Below are 23,333 nucleotides of genomic sequence, written 5' to 3'. Positions count from 1 at the left end.
GTCCGGCTCGAAGCCGGCCGAACCCAACTGACCTCTCCGCCGGAAATCCCCTCTGGCGTGACGCCGCACGACACCGTCACGAAAGGGCGTACGTGGCCGCCTCCGATACAAGTCAGACCGCCGAACCGAGCACCGAATCGGCGTCCGCCGCGGCGACCAACGGCACCGCCCCCGCGAAGAAGGCCGCGGCAAAGAAGGCTCCCGCCAAGAAGGCCGCAGCGAAGAAGGCCCCTGCCAAGAAGGCCGCCGCCAAGGCTCCCGCCAAGAAGGCCGCAGCGAAGAAGTCGCCTGCCAAGAAGGCGACCAGCAAGGCCGATCCCGGCGTCGACCTCGAGGACGCACCCGACGACGCCGACATGGCCGATCTCGAGGTACCCGAGGGTGACCTGGCCGTCGACGAGGTGGTCGAGGTCGTCGCCGTCGGCGAGGACGAGGAAGAGACCGCCGAGCCGTCCGACAAGGACAAGGCCTCCGGGGACTTCGTCTGGGACGAGGAAGAGTCCGAGGCGCTCCGACAGGCCCGCAAGGACGCCGAGCTCACCGCCTCCGCGGACTCGGTCCGCGCCTACCTCAAGCAGATCGGCAAGGTCGCCCTCCTCAACGCCGAGGAAGAGGTCGAGCTGGCCAAGCGCATCGAGGCGGGCCTGTACGCCACCCAGCTGATGGCCGAGCACGCCGAGAAGGGCGAGAAGCTCCCCGTCGCGCAGCGCCGCGACATGAACTGGATCTGCCGGGACGGCAACCGGGCGAAGAACCACCTCCTCGAGGCCAACCTCCGACTGGTCGTCTCGCTGGCCAAGCGTTACACCGGTCGCGGCATGGCGTTCCTGGACCTGATCCAGGAGGGCAACCTCGGCCTGATCCGCGCCGTCGAGAAGTTCGACTACACCAAGGGCTACAAGTTCTCCACCTACGCCACCTGGTGGATCCGCCAGGCCATCACCCGCGCGATGGCCGACCAGGCCCGCACCATCCGTATCCCCGTGCACATGGTCGAGGTCATCAACAAGCTCGGCCGCATCCAGCGTGAGCTGCTCCAGGACCTGGGCCGCGAGCCCACCCCGGAAGAGCTCGCCAAGGAGATGGACATCACGCCGGAGAAGGTGCTGGAGATCCAGCAGTACGCGCGTGAGCCCATCTCGCTCGACCAGACGATCGGCGACGAGGGCGACAGCCAGCTCGGCGACTTCATCGAGGACTCCGAGGCCGTGGTGGCCGTGGACGCGGTGTCGTTCACCCTGCTGCAGGACCAGCTGCAGTCCGTGCTGGAGACGCTGTCCGAGCGCGAGGCGGGCGTGGTTCGGCTGCGCTTCGGCCTGACCGACGGCCAGCCGCGCACCCTCGACGAGATCGGGCAGGTGTACGGCGTCACGCGTGAGCGGATCCGTCAGATCGAATCGAAGACGATGTCGAAGCTGCGCCACCCGTCCCGCTCCCAGGTGCTGCGCGACTACCTGGACTAGAAGCTCCGACATGAGAGCAATGACGACCCCCCATCGCCGGCGTACGGCGACGGGGGGTCGTTGCCTTATCCGGAGGTGATCCGAGATGACGACCGAACAGCGCGACCGGCGGCACGACCACGAGCACACGGTGGTGTTCGGCGACACGCGGGAGATCGCCGACCGCATCATGGCACTGCCCGATCGGGTGCTGCGTGCGCTCACGGTGGCCAAGGATCGCTGCGCGCAGGGCACACTGCGGCTGCAGATCTTCCACAACCTCTACAACCCCGAACTCGGCATCGGCCGGTATCTGTTCGTACCCGGCGACGGGACCGAGCCGCACTGGGTCGAGACGCTCGACGGCACGGTGACGCTGCGCTGCCCGTGCTGCGCGGACGAGGTCGCGAACGTGTCCGATGTCGTCGAGAGGTTCCGCAGCGCGCGGCACAAGCGGTGACCGCGGCCGACCCCGTCACGTCGTGAGGTAGGGATCGCTCGCCTGCGCCTGCCCCCCTGACGGCTTCTGCGGGCGCCGCAGGGCACCGACCAGCGGCTCGACCACCCGAGCCGCCACCGGGCCGAGGATCGCCATCAACAGCACGTAGGCCGTGGCCAGCGCCGCGAGCTCGCCCTCGACCGCGCCGGCCGCCACAGCGAGACCGGCGATGACGATCGAGAACTCGCCGCGGGCGACGAGCGCGGCGCCTGCCCGCGCCCGGCCCATCACCGCGACGCCCTGCCTGCGGGCGGCCCACCATCCCGTGACGACCTTCGTCGCGGTCGTCGCCAGGGCCAGCAGGACCGCCCAGCCGAGGACCGGAGGAATGGTGCCCGGATCGGTGTTCAAGCCGAACACCACGAAGAAGGTGGCCGCGAACAGGTCCCGCAGCGGCTCGAGCACCTTCGCGGCGTTGCGGGCGGTCGACCCGGAGATCGCGATACCGAGGAGGAACGCCCCCACCGCCGCCGACACCTGCATCGCCGAGGCGATCCCGGCGACCAGGAGCGCGGCCCCCAGCAGCTTGAGGAGGAACACCTCCTTGTCCTTGCTGTCGACGATCGCCGACACGTAGTGGCCGTACCGCAGGGCGATCACCAGCACCAGGGTCACCACGCACAGCGAGATCGCGAGGGCCTGCAGGCCCCCGAAGAACCCGACGCCTGCCAGGATCGCCGTCAGGATCGGCAGGTAGATCGCCATGGTCAGGTCCTCGAACACCAGGATCGACAGCACGACCGGGGTTTCGCGGTTACCGAGGCGCCCGAGGTCGCTCAGCACCTTCGCGATGATGCCGGAGGACGAGATGTACGTGACTCCGCCCATCACGAGAGCGCCGACCGGACCCCACCCGAGCATGAACGCGACGATCGCGCCGGGCGCCGCGTTGAGCACGATGTCCATCGCGCCCGCCATCCACGACTTGCGCAGACCGGTGACCAGCTCGTCCGCCGTGTATTCGAGGCCGAGCAGCAGGAGCAGCAGCACCACCCCGATCTCGCCGGCCAGGTGCCCGAAGTCGCCGATACCGTCGAGCGTGAAGAACCCACCCTCGCCGAAGCACAGGCCTCCGACCAGATACAGCGGGATCGGGGACATCCCGATCCGGCCCGCGAGGCGGCCGAGGACCCCCAACGCGAAGAAGACCGCGCCGAGCTGGATCAGCGCCAGCGCGGTGCTAGTCATGGCGCCCCGGTTCCTTGCCGGAGCTCATCCCTACCTCCCGGTCGTCGCCGGAGCTCGCCCCTGGGTCATGGTCTTCGCCGCTGCTCGTCCCTGCGTCATGGTCTTCGCCGCTGCTCGTCCCTGAGTCATGGTCTTCGCCGGAGCTCATCCGTGGTGCAGGATCTTGGCCGCACCATCGAGCCCGTCCGAGGTCCCCACCGCGACCAGCAGGTCGCCTTCGGTGAGATTGAAGTCCGGATTCGGCGACGGGTACACCTGGCCGGCCCGCATCACCGCCACCACGGAGACACCGGTGCGCGTCCGCATCGCGGTCTCACCCAGGGTCCGGCCGTCGAACGGCGAGTCCTCGGTGATCGGGAGTTGCCTGGTGTTGATCCCCGGGAGGTCGCGGTGTTCCTCACGCAACTGCGACACCAGCTGCGGCGCGCCGAGCAGATTGCCCAGCACCGCGGCCTCCTCGTCGGTGAGCGGCACCGAGGCGGCACAGGCGTCGGGGTCGTCCTTCTTCGAGACGATCAGGTCCGTCCCGCCGTCCCGATGGGTGACCACGCCGATGCGCCTACCGGTCGACAGCTCGAAATCCTTCCGGATGCCGATCCCGGGAAGGGGAGTCACTTCCACGTTCATGACTCAACGGTAGCGCCGCGCGCGGCATCGGTCCCGTTCCACACGATATTGGCGCGTGCTCAGCGGAAGAAGAGCTCCACGGCGGCATCCCGGGCCAGCAGGAATCCGGCGATGCCGAGGACCCAGCCCAGTGCGCTGTCGGCATGCCGGGACAGGAACCCGTCCGCACGCGCCAGCCACGGCTCCATCCGCGCGTGCGCCACCGTCCTGGCCAGGATCAGGAGGGCGGCGGGGAGCACCATCACGATGCAGTAGCCGGCCAGCAGCGGCACCGACACCGCCGGGGACAGACCGCTCGAGACCATCAGCCCGATCGCCGCAAGGTACGGGAGCATCGTGACCAGCTCGAGGGCGCCCGCACTCACCGCCAGCACCGCGACCCCGGAACCGGACGCCTGCGCACCCAGGACCTTCGTCCGCCATCGGGTCACCCGTCCACCCCCACCGCCGCTCTTCACCCTGGAGTCGAACCGCCAGCTGACCGCGAACAGCCCGAGGCCGAGCGCCATTTGCAGGCCCAGCGCGACGGGTCCGCGCAGCGCAGCCCCTGCCGCCGCGATCCCCGTCGACGCCGCCAGCAGCACGAGCACCCCGGCCGCCAGGTAGAAGCCCGCGATCGCGCCCAGGTACGCGGCCATCCGGCGCACCGGCGGCCGCTCGGGGGACAGCAACAGCCACAGCGGTATCACGAGCGTTCCCAGGCTGGTGCTGTCCACCAGGGCCAGCGCGACGAGCCCGAGTACGAGTGCCATGTCCATGCCGACGATCGTCACCGCCGCTGCGGGTGCGCCGCATCGCCCATCCGCTCGACCGCACGTCCTCCTTTAGGACGACGTGCCCGGCCCGTCCGGTGTGTTGTGATGATGGCGTGCAACGCTGGTCCGCCCTGCCCTCGCTCGCCCAGAGTGCGCTGATCGCGCTCGCGGCCTTCGCCGTCGGCGCGGTGCTCTACTCGACCGGCCTGTACTCGCTCGCCCCGATGTCCGGCGAGGCCCCGGTCACGATCCGAATCGCGCTCCTCGCCGCGATCTGCTGCGCCGCCGTGTTCCGGCGGGACCGTCCCGTGGCGGCGATCTGGCTCGCCACGATTCCCTTCGGTATCGATTTCGCGCTCGGCCCCACCCTGCCGATCTGGCTCGTCTTCTCCGACCTCGTCTATGCGGTCGCGTTGTACGGCACGGCCAGACAGTCCCGCGCCATGGTCGCGGTGGCGGCGGTGGGCACCACCGGGTGCCTGGCGCTGGTGCTGATCCTCACCAGGAGTTGGCAGCCGCTGGTCATCGGGACGATCGCGGCCTTCGCCTTCGTCGGGACCCCGCTCTGGTGGGGTCGCGCGGTGCGGCTGCACAAGGACGTCGCCGACGCCGAGCGTGCCCGCGCCGAGGCGCTGACCACCATCGCCGCGCTGGACCGGCAGGCCGCGGTCGCGGACGAGCGGAACCGGATGGCCCGGGATCTGCACGACGTCATCGCGGGCCACCTGTCCGCGATCGCCATCCAGTCCGAGGCCGCTCTGGGCATCACCGGCGCGGCGACGGACGATCCCCTGTACCGGATCCTGAAGTCTGTGCGCGGCAACAGTATCGACGCGCTGGAGGAGATGCGTTCGATGATCGGCCTGCTCCGCACGGAGGTCGCCGACGAGGCCGCGGCACCGGGCCGACTCCGCCAGCTCGGCAAGTTGATCGACTCGGCGCACGCCGCGGGCACCGAGGTCGCCGTGCACGACGACCTCCCGCCCGGCCAACTCCCCACCACGGTGGACCACACCGCCTATCGGATCGCCCAGGAGGCCCTCACCAATGCCATCAAGCACGCACCGGGACGTCCGGTCGAGCTCACCCTGCGTGCCCGGTCCGGCCGATTGCTGATGACCGTGTGCAATCCGCTTCCGCCGCAAGGATTCCCATCGGATCCACCTCGTGAACGGACGGGGCTGACGAACATGCGCGAACGCACCGAACTGCTCGGCGGGCATTTCAGCGCCGGACCGTCCCCGAACGGTTGGCGGGTGGCGGTCTCCCTGCCCGTCGACGGTCCGCCGGCGGGCGCATGATCCGGGTGGTGGTCGCCGACGACCACGCCGCGATCCGATCCGGGCTGGCGCTGATCCTCGGGTCGGCGGACGACATCGAGGTCGTCGGCGAGGCCGCCGACGGCGAGGTCGCGCTCCGCCAGGCCCGCGCGTTGCGTCCCGATGTGGTGTTGATGGACATCCGGATGCCCGGCACGGACGGCATCGCCGCCACCCGGGAGATCACCGCCGCCGGCCTGGCCCACGTGCTGGTGCTGACCACGTTCGACATCGACGAGTACGTCTTCGGCGCGCTGCAGGCGGGCGCCGCCGGGTTCCTGCTGAAGTCGGCGACGGCCGCGGAGCTGACGGCGGCCGTGCGCGCGGTCGCCGCGGGGGACGGTGTGCTCGCCCCCCAGGTCACCCGCACGCTGATCGATGCCTTCGCGGCGGGACGCCCGACCCCACCGCCGCAGCCCACCGGGGTCAGCGAACTCACCGACCGCGAGCGGGAGGTGCTCGACTGTCTCGGTGACGGCCTGACGAACCAGCAGATCGCCGGACGCCTGTTCATCGGGGAGACCACGGTCAAGACCCATGTGTCCCGGGTCCTCACCAAACTCGGTGTCAGCTCGCGGGTTCAGGCCGCGATCATCGCCAGGGAACTGGCCGGGTCATGATCGCTGCGGGCGCCCGAACACGCCGTCCGGGCCGGGCAGGTAGGCGCACACCCCGGTGACCGCCGCGGTGGGCAGCGGCCCGTACAGGTGCGGGAACCGCATCGACTCGGGGTCCGTCGGCACGCCGGGCTCCCAGCGGACCTCGGCGCCGAGCCGCTCCCGATCCAGATACAGCAGCACGAGGTCGGTGCGGCCGGCGAAGAGCCGGTTCGCCGGCAGGTGCACCTGTTCGGTGGTCGACAGGTGCACGAACCCGTCCGCGTCGTAGGTCTCCGGCAGCCGCTCCCCCGCGCGCTGCGCCTGCCGCCACTGTTCGGCGGTGCAGATGTGTACCAAGGGGATGTCCGGACTCGTCACCCCCGCAGGCTATCCGGGCCGCCTCGCGGGTGATCTTCGTCACGCGCGGCGGCCATGTTCCCTGTTAGTGAAACCACAAAGAAACGCCGACGGGAACAACTCCTGAAGCCCAAACGTCTGACAGAGTGGATTCACCGCGCCACCCCGGTGCGGCGGACCAGGCCCCAGGCAACCGGCTTCGGCCGAACGCCAGTACGGAGGAGTCATGCCCGGAACACTGACCAGCCCCCCATTGACCGCTGCCGACCGGTGCGACCGGTGTGGTGCGGGAGCCCGCGTGCGCGCGGTCCTCTCGACCGGCGGAGAGCTTCTCTTCTGCCAGCACCACGCCAATGAGCACGAGGATCGACTCCGCGCGATGAACGCCACCATCGTCTCCGAGACCGCTCTCGACGAGGCGACGATCTAGGCCGTCAGCAATCCGGGCGCCCCGGTCGGGCACCCGAACCAACACAGAGCCCGCACCTCCCGGTGCGGGCTCTGTGCGCTTCTCACCACTGCCGGAGCATCGCGATCCGCTCGGTGAGCTGCTCCACCGTGGCGATCGCGGTCGGCGGACCGCCACAGACCCGGCGCAGCTCGCCGTGGATCCACCCGTGTGGCTTGCCGGTTCGGTGATGTTGCATCGCGACCAGCCCGTTGAGTTCCTTGCGCAGTTCGGCCAGCTTGTTCGCGGACGACACCCGGTCCGCGACCGCGGCGGGCGCGGGCACCGGCTCACGCGGCTTCTCCAGCTGGGTCGCCTGGCGTTCGCGCAGCAGGGCACGCATCTGGTCCGCATCGAGCAGCCCCGGCAGCCCCAGGTAGTCGGCCTCCTCGTCGCTGCCCGCGAAGGTCGCGGTGCCGAACGAGGAGCCGTCGTAGATCACCTGGTCGAGTTCGGCGTCGGCGCCGAGCGAGGTGAACGCCTTCTCCTCCTCGCCGGGCTCGTCCTTCTGCTTGTTGGCGTCGACGAGCAGGTCGTCGTCGAGGCCGTCCTTCTCCCGGTGCGGCTTGCCGAGCACGTGGTCGCGCTGCAGCTCGAGCTGGCTGGCGAGGTCGAGCAGCACCGGCACCGAGGGCACGAAGACGCTCGCGGTCTCACCCTTCGCCCGCGACCGCACGAACCGGCCGATGGCCTGCGCGAAGAACAGCGGTGTCGAGGAGCTGGTGGCGTAGACGCCGACGGCCAGGCGCGGCACGTCGACTCCCTCGGACACCATCCGCACCGCCACCATCCACGGCTCGGAGCTGTCGCTGAACTCGGCGATCTTCTTCGAGGCGGTCGGGTCGTCGGACAACACGACGGTCGGCGCCCGACCGGTGCCGGCCTCGAGGATCTTCGCGTACGCCCGCGCGACAGTCTGGTCCGTCGCGATGACCAACCCGCCCGCGTCGGGCATGCCACCGGCGCGCAGCTGCTGCAGCCGCGTGTTCGCGGCGGTGAGCACCGACGGGATCCAGTCGCCGTTCGGGTCGAGCGCGGTCCGCCACGCGCGCGCGGTCTGCTCGGCGGACAGCGGCTCACCGAGCCGCGCCGCGAACTCCTCACCGGCGTTGTTGCGCCAGCGCGCCTCCCCCGAGTACGCGAGGAACACCACCGGGCGCACCACGCCGTCGGCGAGGGCGTCTGAGTAACCGTAGGAATGGTCGGCCTTCGACCGCAGCAGGCCCTCGCGGTCGGGCTCGTACTGCACGAAGGGGATCGCACTGTCGTCACTGCGGAACGGGGTCCCGGTCAGGGCCAGCCGCCGGGTGGCCGGCTCGTACGCCTCCCGGATGGCGTCGCCCCAGCTCTTCGCGTCGCCGCCGTGATGGATCTCGTCGAGGATCACCAGGGTCCGCCGGTTCTCGGTGCGCACCCGGTGCTTGGTCGGATGCGATGCCACCTGGGCGTAGGTGACCACGACACCGTGGTACTCGGCGGACGTCTGCCCGGTCGAGTTCGTGAAGTTCGAGTCCAGCGCGATGCCCATCCGGGCGGCGGCGCCCGACCACTGGTGCTTGAGGTGTTCGGTCGGGGCGACGACGGTCACCTGGTCGATGGTGCGGTCACGCAGCAGTTCCGAGGCGACCCGGAGGGCAAATGTTGTCTTGCCTGCGCCCGGGGTCGCCACCGCGAGGAAGTCGCGGGGGCCGGTCGCGAGGTACTTCGTCAGCGCGCGACGCTGCCACGCTCGGAGGGTGGCGACGGGGGCGGGTGGTGTCGATTCGGTACTACCCGTGAGCACTGTCGCTGCCGCTCCTTCTGTGCTGCGTTCGTGATGCGATCGTTCGCGGTGATTCGATCCTGGAGGAGCCTAACCCCGACCACCGACGTTCCCCGCATCACCGACGGCCGCGCGTCGCGTGCCGGCGCGGCGCGGTCGCGGGGACACCTCGAACTCTGATATCGGCAGAAATTCACCCGACACGGGGGGACTCGATGCGCGGCGACCCCGCCTCGTCAGGAATGCTGGATCCATCATGGACGAGCCGATCAACGGAGAACCGGACGGCGAACAGCCTGCCGAGCCGGCCGTTGCCCCGCGCTCGGGATTCCATCCGCTCCACCGCACCTGGCAGGTCATCGCGAGGACCGCGACGAAGGCGTGGGGTGACTCGATCTTCGGCAAGGCCGCGACCGCCGCGTTCTGGCAGACCCTCTCGTTGCCTCCCCTGCTGCTCGGACTGCTCGGCAGCATCGGCTACGTGGGCGGATGGTTCGGCCCCGACACCGTCCAGATCATCGAGTCGAAGATCATCACGTTCAGCCGCACGGCGTTCAGCGAGAGCGTCGTCGACCAGATCATCAGCCCGACGGTGAACGACGTCCTCGGCCGCGGCCGACCCGAGATCGTCTCGGCGGGTTTCCTGTTGTCGCTGTGGGCGGGGTCGTCCGCGATCTCGACCTTCGTCGATTCCATCGTCGAGGCGCACGGCCAGAAGGATGTCCGGCATCCCGTCTGGCAACGGATCTTCGCGCTGCTGCTCTATGTGATGTTTCTCATCGTCGCGGTGTTCGTGCTGCCACTGGTCGCACTCGGACCGACTCTGATCGGGCGGGCGTTACCGCAGTCCTGGTATGCGTTCGGCTCGCAGGCGGTCGACACCTTCTACTACCCGGCCGTGGGCCTGCTCCTGATCATCGGCCTGACGACCCTGTACAAGGTGGCGCTCGCCAAATCGCTGCCCTGGCACCGACTGCTCGGCGGATCGCTGCTGGCGGGCGTCTTCTTCATGGGAGCGAGCACCGTCCTGCGGTGGTACCTCTCCTGGATCACCGAGACCGGCTACACCTACGGCGCGCTGGCGGCACCGATCGCCTTCCTGCTGTTCACGTTCTTCCTCGGCTTCGCGGTGGTGCTCGGCGCCGAGTTCAACGCGACGATCCAGGAGTTCTGGCCCGCCCGGGCGACCCGGATGGAACAGATGCGGGAATGGCTCGCCGCACAGGCGGCGGCGGCCGCCGGCGCTCCGGTGGGGCAGGTCACGAACCTCACCAGGCGCCTGGCCACCGGTCCGATCCGGATCACCGGACCGGACCGGGGCCGACACGAGGCCGCCGAGGAGGCTCCCGACGATGTCGCCGACGACGCCGGGGTGGGCCTGCGGCCCGTCACCGCGGCTCAGTCGCCCGCGCGCAACCCGTCGTAGATCTTCTTGCATTCCGGACACACCGGCGAACCGGGCTTCGCCGATTTGGTCACCGGGAAGACCTCGCCGCACAACGCGACGACGTGCGTGCCCATCACGGCGCTCTCGGCGATCTTGTTCTTCTTCACGTAGTGGAAGAACTTGGGGCTGTCGTCGTCGGTGGACTCGTCGGTGGTGGTGTCGGGACGTTCCTTGGTCTGAGTGCTCACCCGTCCATGATGACGCACTCCCGCGAACCGGGCGAGCCCCCGGTAATGCATTCGGCGGTCGAGAGTGGGAAGGTGGATACATGGCATCGAGTTCGGGTTTCGACCGCGAGAAGGGCGACGACGACGCGTCGGGCAACCCGGTTCTCATCACCGATGCGGCCCAGTCCTTCTACGACGAGCAGCACGCCCGTGTCCGCAAGTACACGATCCTGATGGCGATCCGGATCCCGGCGCTGGTACTGGCCGCCCTGGCCTACAGCGCATGGGCCAACCCCTGGATCAGCCTGGCGATCATCGGCGTCTCCGTACCGCTGCCGTGGATCGCGGTGCTGGTCGCGAACGACCGCCCGCCGCGCAAGGCCGACGAGCCGCGCCGCTACGACCACCAGACCCCGACGCCGCCTGCGATCGAATCCCGGCCGCACCCGACGATCGAGGGCTGAGGTACCGGCGCCGAGCACGGGCCGTGCCGCCGCGGGCTGACACACTGTCCCCGTGAACCGTGAACTGCTCTCCGCCTGCGACCCGCTCCGCGAGGCGCTGCACCGCACCGAGTACACCGCCGACGCCCTTTTGGCGATGCTGGGCGCCGACGCCCACGATGCGCTCGGCCGCAGCGAGCCCGTCCCGGTTCGGCTGGCCACCCGGGACGCCGGCGATCTCGGGATCCTGACCAGGCTGTTCCTCCTGTGCGACCCGTGTTCCGCGGCGGAGGTCGCGCGGGCGCTGCGCCCACTCGACCTCGACCAGGCCGTCGCCGCCGGGCTCCTCGAGCGGGCCGGCGACGAGGTCCGCGCGGCACTCGATCTGCGGCCGCTCGACCTCGGCGCGGGCAATCGATGGGTGCTCTCCGACCTGGACGGCAGCATGGGACCGCGGACCACGGCACCCGAGCACGTGCTCGGCGTCGGCCACGCCTCCCTGTCGCTGCTGCGCGCCACCCCGACCACCCCGACGGGGTCGGTCCTGGACCTGGGCACCGGGTGCGGCATCCAGGCGCTGCACGCCGCGGGGTACGCGCGGTCGGTCACGGCCACCGACATCAACCTGCGCGCTCTCGACCTGTCGGCCGCGACGTTCGCACTCAACGAGATCGATGTCGAACTGCTCGGCGGCCCGTGGTTCGAGCCGGTCGACGGCCGCCGCTTCGACCGGGTCGTCGCGAACCCGCCGTTCGTGGTCGGCCGCGGCGAGGTCGAGCTCACCTACCGGGACTCCGGCCTCGACCTCGACGGCGCCAGCGAGTTGATGATCTCGAACGTGCTCGACCATCTCGAGCCGGGCGGCACCGCATCGATGTTGGCGTCCTGGGTGCACGTGCGCGGCGAGGACTGGCGGTCCCGGATCGCGTCCTGGTTGCCCGCGCACGGCGTCGACGCCTGGGTCGTGCAACGTGACGTGGCCGATCCCGCCCTGTACGTGGGCACGTGGATGCGCGACGGCGGCCTCGACCCGCGCGACCCCGCGACCGCGGCGCAGGCCGAGGCCTGGTTGTCGCACTTCGAGGCCGCCGATGTCGAGGGTGTCGGCTTCGGCTTCGTCTACCTGCGGCGCACGGACGAGCCGAGCGACGTCCTGGCCGAGGACCTGCGGCACGGCTTCACCGATCCGCTCGGCGGCGAGGCGCTCGGCTATTTCGACCGGCTGGCCTGGCTGCGCGAGCGGGACGTGCTCGAGCAGCGCTTCAGGCTCGAGCCCACGACCGCCCTCGAGCGGGTCTCGCTGCCCGGCGACGAGGGCTGGCAGCAGGTGGTGGCCCGGGTGCACCGCGGCAGCGGACCGAACTGGCAGCACGAGGTGGACGACCTGACCGCCGCGCTGCTCGGGGGAATGCGGCCGGACTCGCTGGCGTTGAACGAGCTGCTCGAGCTGCTGGCGGCCGCGAACGGCGAGGATCCCGACGAACTCGCCGCCGCCGCCATCCCCCTGGTGCATTCGCTGGTGCGGCACGGACTGGTGCTGCCGGCGGTGTTCCCGGGGTAGTTCCCGTCGGTTCCGCCGGGGCCGTCTTCTCAGCAACTTCTCAGGACCGACGCCGCGAAAGCGCAGGTCAGATGCGATTCCGTGGATCACACCCGGGAACTTTGCACGGTGTCGCGGCGTTGAGCCTTATGAGAGACCACCGATGAGGAGGCAGGTCATGACGAGCCCCACCACCACCCGCTTGCGGCCGAGCGCCGAGGATCTGGACGCCCAGAGCCCCGCTGCGGACTTGGTTCGCGTCTATCTGAACGGGATCGGCCGCACCGCGCTGCTGACCGCCGCGGATGAGGTCGAATTGGCCAAGCGGATCGAGGCGGGCCTGTACGCCGCACATGTGCTCGAGACCGGCAAGCGGCTGACCGCGACCAAGAAGCGCGACCTCGCCACCCTCGTCCGCGAGGGCCAGTCGGCGCGCAGCCACCTGCTCGAGGCGAACCTGCGGCTCGTGGTGTCGCTGGCCAAGCGGTACACCGGGCGCGGGATGCCGCTGCTGGACCTGATCCAGGAGGGCAACCTGGGCCTGATCCGTGCGATGGAGAAGTTCGACTACGCCAAGGGCTTCAAGTTCTCCACCTACGCGACGTGGTGGATCCGTCAGGCCATCACCCGTGGCATGGCCGATCAGAGCCGCACGATCCGGCTGCCCGTGCACCTCGTGGAGCAGGTCAACAAGCTGGCCAGGATCAAGCGCGAACTGCATCAGCAGCTGGGCCGCGAGGCCACCGACGAGGAGCTCTCGAGCGAATCCGGCATCCCGGTCGCGAAGATCGCCGACCTGCTCGACCACAGCCGCGACCCGGTCAGCCTCGACATGCCGGTCGGCAGCGACGAGGAGGCGCCGCTGGGCGATTTCATCGAGGACGCCGAGGCGACCTCGGCCGAGAACGCGGTGATCGCGGGCCTGCTGCACAGCGACATCCGATCCGTCCTCGGTACCCTGGACGAGCGCGAGCAGCAGGTGATCCGGTTGCGGTACGGCCTCGACGACGGCCAGCCCCGCACGCTCGACCAGATCGGCAAGATCTTCGGGCTCTCCCGTGAGCGCGTGCGCCAGATCGAGCGTGAGGTGATGGGCAAGCTCCGCGAGGGCGACCGCGCCGAGCGGTTGCGCTCCTACGCGAGCTGACCGCCTCCCGACTCGCACAGTCCGGTGCGCTGACCACCCCCCCTGAGTGTCAGTGCACCGCGCGCCGGTCGATCCGACCCGCTCCTCCCCCTCGGAGCGCAAGGATCGGCCGGCGCGTCTGCGTTCGGTCAGGTGTCGAGCAGCGGGCCGAAGATCGCGGCACCGCATCGGGTCGCGTCCGCGAGGCCGACGACGACCCCGCCGACATCTGGGTTGGCGGTGGCCCACGCGTCTGCGGACGGGCGGTCGGTGAAGAAGTTGAGGTAGTTGCAGCAGGTCTCGGCTGATGGTCCCTGCGCCGACCGTGCCCCCACGAACACGACGGTCGTCGCGGGCTCCGCGGTCACCTCCTCGCCGCGGACGGTCACGCAGATGGGCTCGCCCGTGGATGCATCGGCGGAGGTGATGACGACCTCGGCGGAGAGCATCGCGGACATGCCGAGCGCGTCGATCGCACACATCGCGTACACCCGTGCGCCGTCGGCGATCTGAACGCTGTGCGGGGTGGGTGTGGCGGAGAACGGATACACCGAGTCGATTTCTCCCGACGGATCGAGGCGGATCACGTCCGAGTCGTGCAACTGGGCCAGGATCTGCTGTCGGGACGTGCCGAACTCGGCGGCGACCGCGTCGAGCTCGGTGCGGGGCGGCGGGCCGCCGCGGGTCGCGAACGCCCGCAAGATGGTGTGGTGGACGGCCCGTCCGGCAGGGCCATCGGGCTGCGCCGCGCCGCGCCACGCGCCCAGCGCCTCGATCGGGGACCCCTCTCCCGCCGCGGTTGCGCAACAGTCCACCGGGCCCGCGGACACCTCGGCACCGATCGTGGCGGGGGCGAGGTGCAGCGCGGCGCGCAGCGCGGCGACCGACGGTGCACCGTCGATGCCGCCACCGTCGGCCCGGTAGAGGCGGCACGACACGCTCGGCGCCGAACCGGGCTCGACGAAGGGATCTGTGCCGTCGACCAGCAGGGTCGGCGATCCCGTCATGCCGGCCTCGGCGGCCTCGGCCTGGCCGTCGAGCACGCGGTGGACGATCGTCACGTCGACCTCACTGCCTGCGACGGACTCCGCGATCCGGCGTTCGAGAAGCGCAACGTTGGGGCAGTCGGGGACCTGCAGGATCTCGAGCTTCATCGAGTATCTCCTCTGTCATGGAGGGTCTGGATCAGGGGACAGCTCCGGTCGGTGCGGGGCAGCTCGCAGGTGGACACGAGTTCGGTGAGCGATCGCTGCATCCGCTGCAGGTCGGCGATCCGGTCGGCGAGCTGCGCCACCTTTGCCTGGGCCAGCTCGCGAGCGGCCTGGCAGTCGTCGGGGCCGCCCTCTGCCAGATGCAGCAGTTCCTCGATCTCGTCGAGGCTGAACCCATGCTCCTGCGCTCGCTTGACGAACCGGACCACCGCGACCGCATCTGCCGGATACGCGCGGTACCCCGCGGCGGACCTGGGTGGTTCGTCCAACAGACCCCGCCGCTCGTAGTACCGCAGGGTCTGGACATTGACTCCGGCCCTGGCGGCGACCTCGCTGCTACGCATGCCAACATTCTCGACCCGGTACCGGGGTACCGGGTCAAGAGCCGAGTTGTCCGCGCTACCGCAGCCGGCGCGGTCCCAGGTCGGCCCGGCTCGGTTCGGGGCCGATACGGACCCGGGTGTCGGTGATCTCGGCCCCCATCGCACTGGCCAGCACCGGCTCACAAACGAGCTCCCGCACCTCGGGCAGGTCGTCGGCGAGCGCGGAGACCCGCTGCACCAGTTCCACCAGGGCGCCCCTGTCGACCGGAACCGCATTCCGGTAACCGGACAGCAGCGGGGCGGCCTTCGGGGCGTCGATCAGCTCGGTCGCCTCGTCCTCGGTCAGCGGCAGCACCCGGTAGGCACGGTCGCCGAGCAGATCCGAGATCACCCCCGCCAGCCCGAACGAGATCAGCGATCCGAAGGACGGATCGTCCTGCACACCCACGACGCAGCCGATGCCCTTGTTCGCCATCTTCTGTACGTGCAGAAGCGGTTCCGCGGACGCCGCCGCGAGCGCGCGGTAGGCGTCGCGGACCGCGTCGGGGGTACTCACGTCGAGTCGCACACCGCTCAGGTCCGGGCGATGCCGCCACCCCTCGCGGGTCGCCTTGATGGCGACCGGGTATCCCAGTGCCTGCGCCGCCGCCACGGCCTCGTCCTCGGTGCGCGCGGGCGTGAACTCCACCACGCGCAGGCCGTAACAGGCCAGCAGCTCCGCCGCCTCGAAGTCCGTCAACCAGCGCCCCTCGCCCTCACCGAGCCACGACTGGACCAGCGCGGCCGCGCGCTCGGAGTCGATACCGCTGGGGCGCACCACCTTCGAAGCGGGCCGGGACTTCCATTGGGCGTACCGCCACGCCCGTGACAGCGCCAGGGCCGCGCGCTCCGGCCCCGGGTAAGAGGGCACCGATCCCCTGATCGGATGACCGTCCTCGCCGCGGACCGCGAGCACGTCGGGAATACCCTCCGCGGCAAGGAATGTCGTCACGATCGGTTTGCTGGTGTCGCGGGCGGCATCGCGCAACGCCTTCGCGTACGGTTCGACGTCCACGCTCACCGGCGGCACGAACACCGCGAAGACCGCGTCCACCTCCGCCGACTCCAGCGCGGCGGTCACCGCGCCCGCGAATTGCGCAGGCGTGGACTGCGCGGCCAGGTCGACGGGCTTCGCGGGTTCGAGCCCCTCGCTGCGGGCGGCCCCCGCGGCCAGCACACCGAGGGCCGACGAGTTACCGACCACCGCGACCCTGGGCCCCGCGGGCAGCGGTTGGTAGCCGAACAGCACCGCGCAGTCGAAGAGCTGGGCGATCGAGCCGACCTGGACGACCCCCGCCTGCTCGAACAGGGCCGAGACGATGGAGTCGTCGATCTCCACCCCGTTCGCGGCCAGCGCCTCGGGCACGGCGTGCCTGCCGGACTTCACCGCCACGATGGGCTTGTTCCTGCCGACCCGGCGCGCGATCCGGGAGAACTTACGCGGATTGCCGAAGCTCTCCAGGTACAGCAGCACCACCTCGGTCTCGGGGTCCGAGTCCCAGTACTGCAACAGGTCGTTTCCGGAGACGTCGGCGCGGTTGCCCGCCGAGACGAAGGTGGAGAGCCCGAGCTGGCGCCGCGCCGCCTCGTCGAGGATCGCGATGCCGAGTGCACCGGACTGACAGAAGAAGCCGACCCGGCCCGGCGGCGGCAGCTCGGGCGCGAGGGTCGCGTTGAGCCGAACCGCCGCGCTGGTGTTCGCGACGCCGAGCGCGTTGGGACCGACCAGTCGCATCCCGTGCGCCCGCGCGGCGTGCACCAGCCTCCGCTCGGACTGACGCCCGTCGGGACCCGCGTCACTGAACCCGCCGGACACCACGACCAGCGCCTTGACGCCCTTCGCGAGGCAGTCGTCGAGGACCGAGTCGATGGCCTCGGCCGGGACCGCCACCACCGCGAGGTCCACGTCGTCGGGGATGTCGTGCACGGTCGGGTAGGCCCGGACCCCGCGCACCGATCGGTTCTCGGCGTTCACCGGGTAGACCGGGCCGGTGAACCCGGCGCCGAGCAGATTGCGCAGCACCGCGTTGCCCACCTTCGCGGCGTCGGTGGACGCGCCGATCAGGGCGACCGACTGCGGGCTGAGCAGGTTGCGCACGCTCCTGGCCTCGGTGGCGCGCTCGCGAGAATTACGAACCGCGACAAGAGTTTCGGTGGGATCGATGGCGAACTCGAGCCGCAGCACTCCCCCGTCGTAGGTGCGACTGACCTGGTACCCGGCCTCCCGGAACACGGTGACCATGTTCCTGTTCTCGGCGAGCACCTCCGCCACGAACATGGTCAGGCCGTTCTCCGCGGCGGCCGCGGCCAGGTGCTCGAGCAGGATCGGCCCGAGGCCGCGCCCCTGGTGCGCGTCGGCGACCACGAACGCGACCTCGGCGGACCTGCCGTCGCCCACGTCGAGCAGGCGCTCGTACCGGCCGACCGCGATGATCTCGTCGCCGAGCACGGCCACGAAGGCGACCCGGTCCTTGTGGTCGACGGTGGTGAACCGCTTCAGATCGCGCGCCGACATCGTCGGGTACGGACCGAAGTAGCGCAGGTAGCGGGTGCGCTCGGACAGCTTGGCGTGGAAGGCGATCAGCCGTTCGGCATCGTCGGGCAGGATCGGCCGCAGCGCCGCGACACCGCCGTCGGTGAGCAGCACGTCCGCCAGCCAGTGCTTCGGGAACGGCGTCTGCGGGTCGGCCTCGGCGCCCCCGGTGTCGGCATCAGTCACGGGGATCCTCCGGGTCGAGGCCGAGCAGCGGGAAGGCCGCGCGGCGGGTGGCTGCGATCGCCGAATCCACCCGGATCAGCGCGCGATCCATCGATTCGACCCCGGTCTCGGGGGTACCCCCCGGGCCGTCCCACGGCAGGTAGGACACCTCGCCGCCGTCGCCCATCGTCTCGGGCAGTTCGACGCTCGGCGCCAGTGCCGCTGCCCGGTCACGCCAGGACTGCGGCACCGCCAGAGCGGGATCGACGTCCCGGTCGAGAGCGGCGGCGATCAGGTGCGTCCACGCCCGCGGGACCACCCGCACCAGTCCGTAGCCGCCGCCGCCGACCGCGAGCCAACGCCCCTCCGCGTACCGATCCGCGAGCTGCCGCATCGCCAAGAAGGCCGCGCGCTGTCCGTCCACCGTGAGCGAGAGGTCCGCGAGCGGGTCCTCCCGGTGGCTGTCTACCCCGCACTGGCTGATGACGATCTGCGGCTTGAACGCCGCCAGCGCCGCGGGGACCACCGCATGAAAGCCCCTCAGCCACACCGAGTCCACGGTGCCGGGCAGGACCGGCAGATTGATCGTCGCGCCCTCGGCCGCGCCCGATCCGACCTCGCTCGACCATCCGGTGTTGGGCCACAGCGTCGCCGGATGCTGATGGATGGAGACCGTCAGGACCCTGGGGTCGCCCAGGAACGCGTGCTGGACGCCGTCGCCGTGATGGGCGTCGACGTCGATGTACGCGATGCGGTCGAAACCGTGGTCGAGCAGCCACGAGATCGCGATCGCCGCGTCGTTGTAGACACAGAATCCCGAGGCCCAGTCGGACATCGCGTGATGCATCCCACCGCCGATGCTCACGGCCCGGCGAGCCCGGCCCGCCGCGATCTCCTTCGCCGCGGTGAGCGTGCCGCCGGCGAGAATCGCGCTGGCCTCGTGCATCCGGGGAAAGATCGGGTTGTCCTCGGTACCGAGTCCGTGTGGGGCCGCCTCGCCGTCCGCGCGGGCGTCGGCGAGCCCCTGCAGCGGCCCGGTGCCCGCCGCCTTCACCGCCGCGATGTAGCCGGGGGTGTGGATCCGGAGGAGATCCGCGTCGGTCGCCGCCTCCGGACGGACCACCTCGGCCCCCTCGATCAGCCCGATGCTCCGCGCGAGGTTCATCGTCAGCTCGAGTCGCGTCGGGTTCATCGGGTGGTCCGCACTCCACCGGTAGCTGAGGTAGTCCGGGCTCCAGACGACGGCCCGGTCCGAATTCGGGTGCGCATGCCCCACTGCGGGGCTGGAGATCGCGGCCATGCGATCCACGCTACTTGCGCGCCGGGGGAAGAGGCGAGCGGTGGGTGGCGTTGCCTCGGAGAGAGTGCAACACCGATTCCCGCATGCGTGCCGGTAGAATCGGCGTAGACGAAGGGGCGTGCAGGTGAAGGATCTTGTCGACACGACGGAGATGTACCTCCGTACGATCTACGACCTTGAAGAAGAAGGCGTGGTGCCGCTGCGGGCGCGGATTGCCGAGCGGCTCGAGCAGAGTGGTCCCACGGTGAGCCAGACGGTCGCCAGGATGGAACGCGACGGGCTGCTGCTCGTCGCCGGTGACCGTCACCTCGAGCTCACGGACAAGGGCCGCGGACTCGCGATCGCGGTGATGCGCAAGCACCGGCTCGCCGAGCGGCTGCTGGTCGATGTGATCGGACTCGACTGGGACCAGGTGCACGCCGAGGCGTGCCGCTGGGAGCACGTGATGAGCGAGGAGGTCGAGCGCCGTCTCGTCGAGGTGCTCAACAACCCCACCACCTCGCCCTATGGCAACCCGATCCCGGGCCTGGACGAGCTCGGCCTGAACCGGCCGGTGGACAACGGTGAAACCCTGATCCGCCTCACCGATGTGCCGTCCGGACAGCCCACCGCCGTGGTGGTGCGCCGGCTCGCCGAGCACGTGCAGTCCGATCCGGAGGTGATCGGCCGTCTCCGCGAGGCGGGCGTCGTCCCCGACGCGCGCGTGACGGTCGAGACCAAGCCCGGTTCGGTGACGATCACCGTGCCCGGCCACGAGGGTTTCGACCTGTCCGAGGAGATGGCACACGCCGTCCAGGTCAAGCAGGTCTAGCGGCGTGCGACTCCTGGTAACAGGCGGTGCCGGCTATGTCGGCAGCGTGTGCGCCACCGTGCTGCTCGAACGCGGCCACGAGGTGGTCGTCGTCGACGATCTGTCCACCGGAAACGCGGATGCGGTGCCGGCGGGCGCCGAGTTCGTCGAGGGCGACATCGCCGAGGTCGCGACCTCCGTGCTCGGCGACGGGTCGGGCGAGCCCCGCTTCGACGGCGTGCTGCATTTCGCGGCGCAGTCGCTTGTCGGCGAATCAGTCGTCGCACCCGAAAAGTACTGGCGCGGAAACGTGGTCACCACGATCGAGCTCCTCGAGGCGATCCGGGTCTCCCGGACACCGAGGCTGGTCTTCTCCTCGACCGCGGCGACCTACGGGGAGCCCGAGCGGTCGCCGATCACGGAGGCCGATCCGACCAGGCCGACGAATCCGTACGGCGCGACCAAGCTCGCCATCGACCATGCGATCACCTCCTACGCGGTGGCGCACGGGCTGGCGGCGACCAGTCTGCGCTACTTCAACGTGGCAGGCGCATATCGCGGGGCGGGCGAGAACCGGGTTGTGGAAACACATCTCATTCCACTCGTGTTGCAGGTCGCCCTCGGGCAGCGAGACAAGATCTCGGTCTTCGGCACCGATTGGCCCACCTCGGATGGCACCGCGGTGCGCGACTACATCCACGTACTCGATCTGGCGGAAGCCCACCTGCTGGCACTGGAAGCCGCGACCGCGGGCACCCACAGCATCTACAACCTCGGCAGCGGGGCCGGATTCAGTGTCCGCGAGGTGATCTCGGCATGCCGGCGCGTCACCGGACTCCCGATCACGGTGGTGGATGCCCCGCGCCGCGCGGGTGACCCGGCGGTCCTCATCGCGTCCAGTGAGCGGGCCATCGCCGAACTCGGGTGGCGGCCGCAGCACACCGACCTCGACGAGATCGTCGCGGACGCGTGGGAGTTCTTGCAGCAGTTGGGCGAACGGTCGCACGCCGCGCACGGCGGCTGACCCACTCGGTCGACCTCCGATCGCCGATACCGCCCCACGGGCGGTATCGGCGTGGCACGCTGCCACGATGATGTTCTCCGTCCGCAGGCGCGGGTTCGCGCGCGCCCTGATGGGTCTCGCGATCGCGACCGTGGTGCTGCCGGCCCCGCTCGCGTCCGCAACGACCGGGTCCGATGCCGGGTCGACCTCCGGGTCGCTGCAATCGAGTGGACTGGCCGACGCAGTCAACCCCGACTGGATGGCCGGACTGCCCGACGGGACCGGGCTCACGGAGCTGTCGCTGCCCGGCACCCACGACACGATGGCCTCGGGTGCCTCCGTGTTCGCCCTCACCCAGGACACCGACCTGCCGACCCAACTGAGAGCCGGGGTCCGCGCCGTCGACATCCGCACCCGGCATTTCCGGGACGCGTTCCCGATTCATCACGGGATCGAGTACCTGCACACCAATTTCACGGACGTCACCACGGCGCTGACCGACTTCCTACGGGCGAACCCCGGCGAGACGATCCTCATGCGGCTCAAGGAGGAGACCACCCCGGCCGAGAACACGCGCAGCTACGAGGACACGCTGAACTGGTACATCAACGACAACCCCGCCACCCGGGACCGCCTCCGACAGCACCTGTGGCGGCCACCCACCGGGTACGACGGACGGATTCCGAGCCTCGGTGAGGTCCGGGGCAAGATCGTCGTCCTGGCCGATTTCGGCGCCACCACGCCGTTCGGCCCGCGCTGGGCGGGCCCGGCGATGGACATCCAGGACGACTTCGAGCTGTCCGGCCTCGGCGACGTCGCGCGCAAGTGGGACCTCGTCCGCGCCCAGTTCGAACAGGCCCGTAGCGGTGGGCCGCAGACGCTGTACGTCAACCATCTCAGCGCCACCGGGAACCCCGCCGCTCTCGTCACCGGCACGGTCCCGGTCACCGTCGCGCGCGGCGCCCCCGGGGTCGTCGGGATCCTCCCCCGCGCCCAGGCGTACCTGGAGGCCGGCGGCACCGGCCGGCTGGGCGTGGTGATGGCCGACTTCCCGACGGCGGACCTCGTGATTGAGATCATCGCACGCAACTTCGGCTGACCTGGCACGACGCTCAACCGCCACCGACCGGCGGCGGCATCCGCACCCCGAGTTTCGCGGACTCCTCGAACCCGGTGAACGCGAGCTCCGAGACCGCGTCGGGCCGGATGCCGGACTGCAGCGCGGCGTCGAGCATGCCGGCCAGCCGGTGCCGCGGGTTCGACTCCAGCGCCGCGACGAGCGCGACGCCCGCCAGCGGACCGTCGCCGCGCGCGTAGGCGCTGTACCCGAGCAGGGTCGCGGGCTCGGCTCGCTCCGGGTCGGGCAGGGCCCGCGTGAGCAGGATCCACAGCTGCTCGGCGGCATCGGCCTCGGCGGTCACCGTCAGCGACAGCAACGCATCACGCACCCGCGGTGTCGACAGCGCCCTGGCCAGGTCCACGATCTCCCGGTCGTCCGGCCGCTCCCCCGAGGACAGGGCCGCGATCCGGGTGAGCACCAGCTCCAGTTGGTCGCGCGGGCTGGTGCGGAGAGCGGGTCGCTCGCGCAGCAACTCCGTGAGGCGGGCACGGTCCCGGTTCGGATCACGGGCCACCACGGCCTCCAGCTCCTGGCGGGAGGACCGGATCGCACGACCACCGAGCACCTGGGCGACCGCGACGCCGGACGACACCGGGTCCGGGAGAAGCCCGCGGCGGGGGTCCCCGAACAGGCCGTGCCAGGGCCGTCCCACGTCGATCGCGGGGACCACGTGCACGGCGAGCAGTTCGACACCGTGGTCGACCAGGTGCAGGTCGAGCTCGTCGGCCAGGGCATTGTGCATGCCGCGTGCCCGGGCCTCGTCGACGATCACCGCGACGACCGCGTCGATCTCCTCCCGTGCGCAGACCAGGGACATCCGTTCGATCGCCTCGCGGTCGAGGGGGCCGACCGCGCCGTCCGGCAGGCCGTGCCGCATCACCGCCCGCACCAGGAACGGTCCGTCGCGGCAGTCGAGGCAGACGAGGACCAGCGACCCCGTGGGCCGGAACCCCAGCATCGCCGGGATGGCCGCGATGAGGTCGCCGGGATCGTCGATCCGCACGGGTCCGACATCGGGCAGCACTGCCGGGTTGGTGGGTCGCTCCGGCGGATCGGGATGGATGGTTGCCATGCCCAGGACCGTGCCGCACGGCACCGTCGGATCCGCGGGTGCGACCTGCGGGTCGACG

23 protein-coding genes are annotated in these 23,333 nt (G+C 70.4%); 12 read left to right on the top strand and 11 right to left on the bottom strand.

Annotated features, from left to right (window positions below; genetic code table 11):
• Positions 1 to 92: 92 nt before the first annotated feature.
• Positions 93 to 1,463, top strand: a complete 1,371-nt coding sequence (locus ACFQS9_RS19840; RefSeq protein ID WP_378407809.1) for an RNA polymerase sigma factor — start codon at positions 93 to 95, stop codon at positions 1,461 to 1,463.
• Between the two features lie 85 nt (positions 1,464 to 1,548).
• A complete protein-coding gene (locus tag ACFQS9_RS19835) occupies positions 1,549 to 1,902 on the top strand; it encodes a hypothetical protein (RefSeq protein WP_378407807.1) in 354 nt (117 codons plus the stop codon).
• A 15-nt stretch (positions 1,903 to 1,917) separates the two neighbouring features.
• On the opposite strand, the gene ACFQS9_RS19830 is transcribed toward ACFQS9_RS19835, so the two are convergent.
• The 3 genes from ACFQS9_RS19830 to ACFQS9_RS19820 form a co-directional block, all read right to left on the bottom strand.
• Positions 1,918 to 3,129, bottom strand: coding sequence for a cation:proton antiporter (locus tag ACFQS9_RS19830; protein WP_378407805.1), 1,212 nt, complete (start codon positions 3,127 to 3,129; stop codon positions 1,918 to 1,920).
• Between the two features lie 144 nt (positions 3,130 to 3,273).
• On the bottom strand, positions 3,274 to 3,756 hold the full coding sequence (locus tag ACFQS9_RS19825; RefSeq protein WP_077041413.1) for a cation:proton antiporter regulatory subunit: 483 nt from the start codon (positions 3,754 to 3,756) through the stop codon (positions 3,274 to 3,276).
• Between the two features lie 59 nt (positions 3,757 to 3,815).
• Positions 3,816 to 4,514, bottom strand: coding sequence for a GAP family protein (locus ACFQS9_RS19820; protein WP_378407803.1), 699 nt, complete (start codon positions 4,512 to 4,514; stop codon positions 3,816 to 3,818).
• Positions 4,515 to 4,624: 110 nt separating this feature from the next.
• Between ACFQS9_RS19820 and ACFQS9_RS19815 the strand changes: the two genes are divergently transcribed.
• Both ACFQS9_RS19815 and ACFQS9_RS19810 read left to right on the top strand, forming a co-directional pair.
• Positions 4,625 to 5,812: a sensor histidine kinase gene (locus ACFQS9_RS19815; RefSeq protein WP_378407801.1), complete on the top strand. Its 1,188-nt coding sequence runs from the start codon at positions 4,625 to 4,627 to the stop codon at positions 5,810 to 5,812.
• Complete coding sequence (locus tag ACFQS9_RS19810) at positions 5,809 to 6,450, top strand: response regulator (RefSeq protein WP_378407799.1); 642 nt, start codon at positions 5,809 to 5,811, stop codon at positions 6,448 to 6,450. Before ACFQS9_RS19815 ends, ACFQS9_RS19810 begins: the two co-directional genes overlap by 4 nt.
• On the opposite strand, the gene ACFQS9_RS19805 is transcribed toward ACFQS9_RS19810, so the two are convergent.
• Positions 6,445 to 6,807, bottom strand: coding sequence for a DUF952 domain-containing protein (locus ACFQS9_RS19805; RefSeq protein WP_378407797.1), 363 nt, complete (start codon positions 6,805 to 6,807; stop codon positions 6,445 to 6,447). The two genes, ACFQS9_RS19810 and ACFQS9_RS19805, sit on opposite strands and share 6 nt — an antisense overlap.
• 205 nt (positions 6,808 to 7,012) lie before the next feature.
• Between ACFQS9_RS19805 and ACFQS9_RS19800 the strand changes: the two genes are divergently transcribed.
• The gene (locus ACFQS9_RS19800; RefSeq protein ID WP_378407795.1) at positions 7,013 to 7,216 is read left to right on the top strand and encodes a DUF7455 domain-containing protein; all 204 of its coding nucleotides are present in this window, start codon (positions 7,013 to 7,015) and stop codon (positions 7,214 to 7,216) included.
• Positions 7,217 to 7,298: 82 nt separating this feature from the next.
• On the opposite strand, the gene ACFQS9_RS19795 is transcribed toward ACFQS9_RS19800, so the two are convergent.
• Positions 7,299 to 9,017, bottom strand: coding sequence for a DEAD/DEAH box helicase (locus tag ACFQS9_RS19795; protein ID WP_378407793.1), 1,719 nt, complete (start codon positions 9,015 to 9,017; stop codon positions 7,299 to 7,301).
• A gap of 235 nt (positions 9,018 to 9,252) precedes the next feature.
• Here ACFQS9_RS19795 and ACFQS9_RS19790 point away from each other — a divergent pair, with 235 nt between their 5' ends.
• Entirely contained in the window at positions 9,253 to 10,422 is a 1,170-nt protein-coding gene (locus tag ACFQS9_RS19790; RefSeq protein WP_378407791.1) for a YihY/virulence factor BrkB family protein, read from the top strand.
• On the opposite strand, the gene ACFQS9_RS19785 is transcribed toward ACFQS9_RS19790, so the two are convergent.
• The gene (locus ACFQS9_RS19785; protein WP_378407789.1) at positions 10,395 to 10,631 is read right to left on the bottom strand and encodes a DUF3039 domain-containing protein; all 237 of its coding nucleotides are present in this window, start codon (positions 10,629 to 10,631) and stop codon (positions 10,395 to 10,397) included. The two genes, ACFQS9_RS19790 and ACFQS9_RS19785, sit on opposite strands and share 28 nt — an antisense overlap.
• Before the next feature lie 80 nt (positions 10,632 to 10,711).
• Between ACFQS9_RS19785 and ACFQS9_RS19780 the strand changes: the two genes are divergently transcribed.
• The 3 genes from ACFQS9_RS19780 to ACFQS9_RS19770 all read left to right on the top strand — a co-directional run bounded on the left by ACFQS9_RS19780 (position 10,712) and on the right by ACFQS9_RS19770 (position 13,740).
• Complete coding sequence (locus tag ACFQS9_RS19780) at positions 10,712 to 11,074, top strand: DUF3099 domain-containing protein (protein ID WP_378407788.1); 363 nt, start codon at positions 10,712 to 10,714, stop codon at positions 11,072 to 11,074.
• Positions 11,075 to 11,126: 52 nt separating this feature from the next.
• Positions 11,127 to 12,614, top strand: coding sequence for a DUF7782 domain-containing protein (locus tag ACFQS9_RS19775; protein ID WP_378407786.1), 1,488 nt, complete (start codon positions 11,127 to 11,129; stop codon positions 12,612 to 12,614).
• A 157-nt stretch (positions 12,615 to 12,771) separates the two neighbouring features.
• Complete coding sequence (locus ACFQS9_RS19770) at positions 12,772 to 13,740, top strand: sigma-70 family RNA polymerase sigma factor (protein WP_378407784.1); 969 nt, start codon at positions 12,772 to 12,774, stop codon at positions 13,738 to 13,740.
• A gap of 128 nt (positions 13,741 to 13,868) precedes the next feature.
• Here ACFQS9_RS19770 and ACFQS9_RS19765 read toward each other — a convergent pair whose 3' ends face one another.
• The 4 genes from ACFQS9_RS19765 to ACFQS9_RS19750 are packed head-to-tail and all read right to left on the bottom strand — an operon-like array spanning position 13,869 to position 19,290.
• On the bottom strand, positions 13,869 to 14,873 hold the full coding sequence (locus tag ACFQS9_RS19765) for an alkylmercury lyase family protein (RefSeq protein WP_378407783.1): 1,005 nt from the start codon (positions 14,871 to 14,873) through the stop codon (positions 13,869 to 13,871).
• Positions 14,870 to 15,274 (bottom strand): MerR family transcriptional regulator, encoded by a 405-nt coding sequence (locus ACFQS9_RS19760; protein WP_378407782.1) that lies wholly within the window; start codon positions 15,272 to 15,274, stop codon positions 14,870 to 14,872. The genes ACFQS9_RS19765 and ACFQS9_RS19760 overlap by 4 nt, the downstream gene beginning before the upstream one ends.
• A gap of 55 nt (positions 15,275 to 15,329) precedes the next feature.
• Complete coding sequence (locus ACFQS9_RS19755) at positions 15,330 to 18,011, bottom strand: bifunctional acetate--CoA ligase family protein/GNAT family N-acetyltransferase (protein ID WP_378407780.1); 2,682 nt, start codon at positions 18,009 to 18,011, stop codon at positions 15,330 to 15,332.
• Positions 18,004 to 19,290 carry an acetoin utilization protein AcuC gene (locus ACFQS9_RS19750; protein ID WP_378407778.1) on the bottom strand — a complete coding sequence of 429 codons (1,287 nt, stop codon included), beginning with the start codon at positions 19,288 to 19,290 and terminating at the stop codon, positions 18,004 to 18,006. Before ACFQS9_RS19750 ends, ACFQS9_RS19755 begins: the two co-directional genes overlap by 8 nt.
• 124 nt (positions 19,291 to 19,414) lie before the next feature.
• On the opposite strand from ACFQS9_RS19750, the gene ACFQS9_RS19745 reads away from it, so the two are divergent.
• The 3 genes from ACFQS9_RS19745 to ACFQS9_RS19735 all read left to right on the top strand — a co-directional run bounded on the left by ACFQS9_RS19745 (position 19,415) and on the right by ACFQS9_RS19735 (position 22,182).
• Positions 19,415 to 20,101: a metal-dependent transcriptional regulator gene (locus ACFQS9_RS19745; protein WP_378407776.1), complete on the top strand. Its 687-nt coding sequence runs from the start codon at positions 19,415 to 19,417 to the stop codon at positions 20,099 to 20,101.
• A 4-nt stretch (positions 20,102 to 20,105) separates the two neighbouring features.
• Positions 20,106 to 21,104 carry a UDP-glucose 4-epimerase GalE gene (galE, locus tag ACFQS9_RS19740; protein WP_378407774.1) on the top strand — a complete coding sequence of 333 codons (999 nt, stop codon included), beginning with the start codon at positions 20,106 to 20,108 and terminating at the stop codon, positions 21,102 to 21,104.
• 67 nt (positions 21,105 to 21,171) lie between these two features.
• The gene (locus ACFQS9_RS19735) at positions 21,172 to 22,182 is read left to right on the top strand and encodes a phosphatidylinositol-specific phospholipase C (RefSeq protein WP_378407772.1); all 1,011 of its coding nucleotides are present in this window, start codon (positions 21,172 to 21,174) and stop codon (positions 22,180 to 22,182) included.
• A 13-nt stretch (positions 22,183 to 22,195) separates the two neighbouring features.
• Here the strand turns inward: ACFQS9_RS19735 and ACFQS9_RS19730 are convergent, their stop codons facing one another.
• The gene (locus ACFQS9_RS19730) at positions 22,196 to 23,275 is read right to left on the bottom strand and encodes a DUF4192 domain-containing protein (protein WP_378407770.1); all 1,080 of its coding nucleotides are present in this window, start codon (positions 23,273 to 23,275) and stop codon (positions 22,196 to 22,198) included.
• Positions 23,276 to 23,333: the final 58 nt, after the last annotated feature.

It is taken from the genome of Rhodococcus daqingensis (assembly GCF_042665615.1).
GTDB lineage: Bacteria > Actinomycetota > Actinomycetes > Mycobacteriales > Mycobacteriaceae > Rhodococcus_G > Rhodococcus_G daqingensis.
Note: the sequence above shows the minus strand (reverse complement) of the source record. Positions and strands in the feature narration are given on the sequence as shown.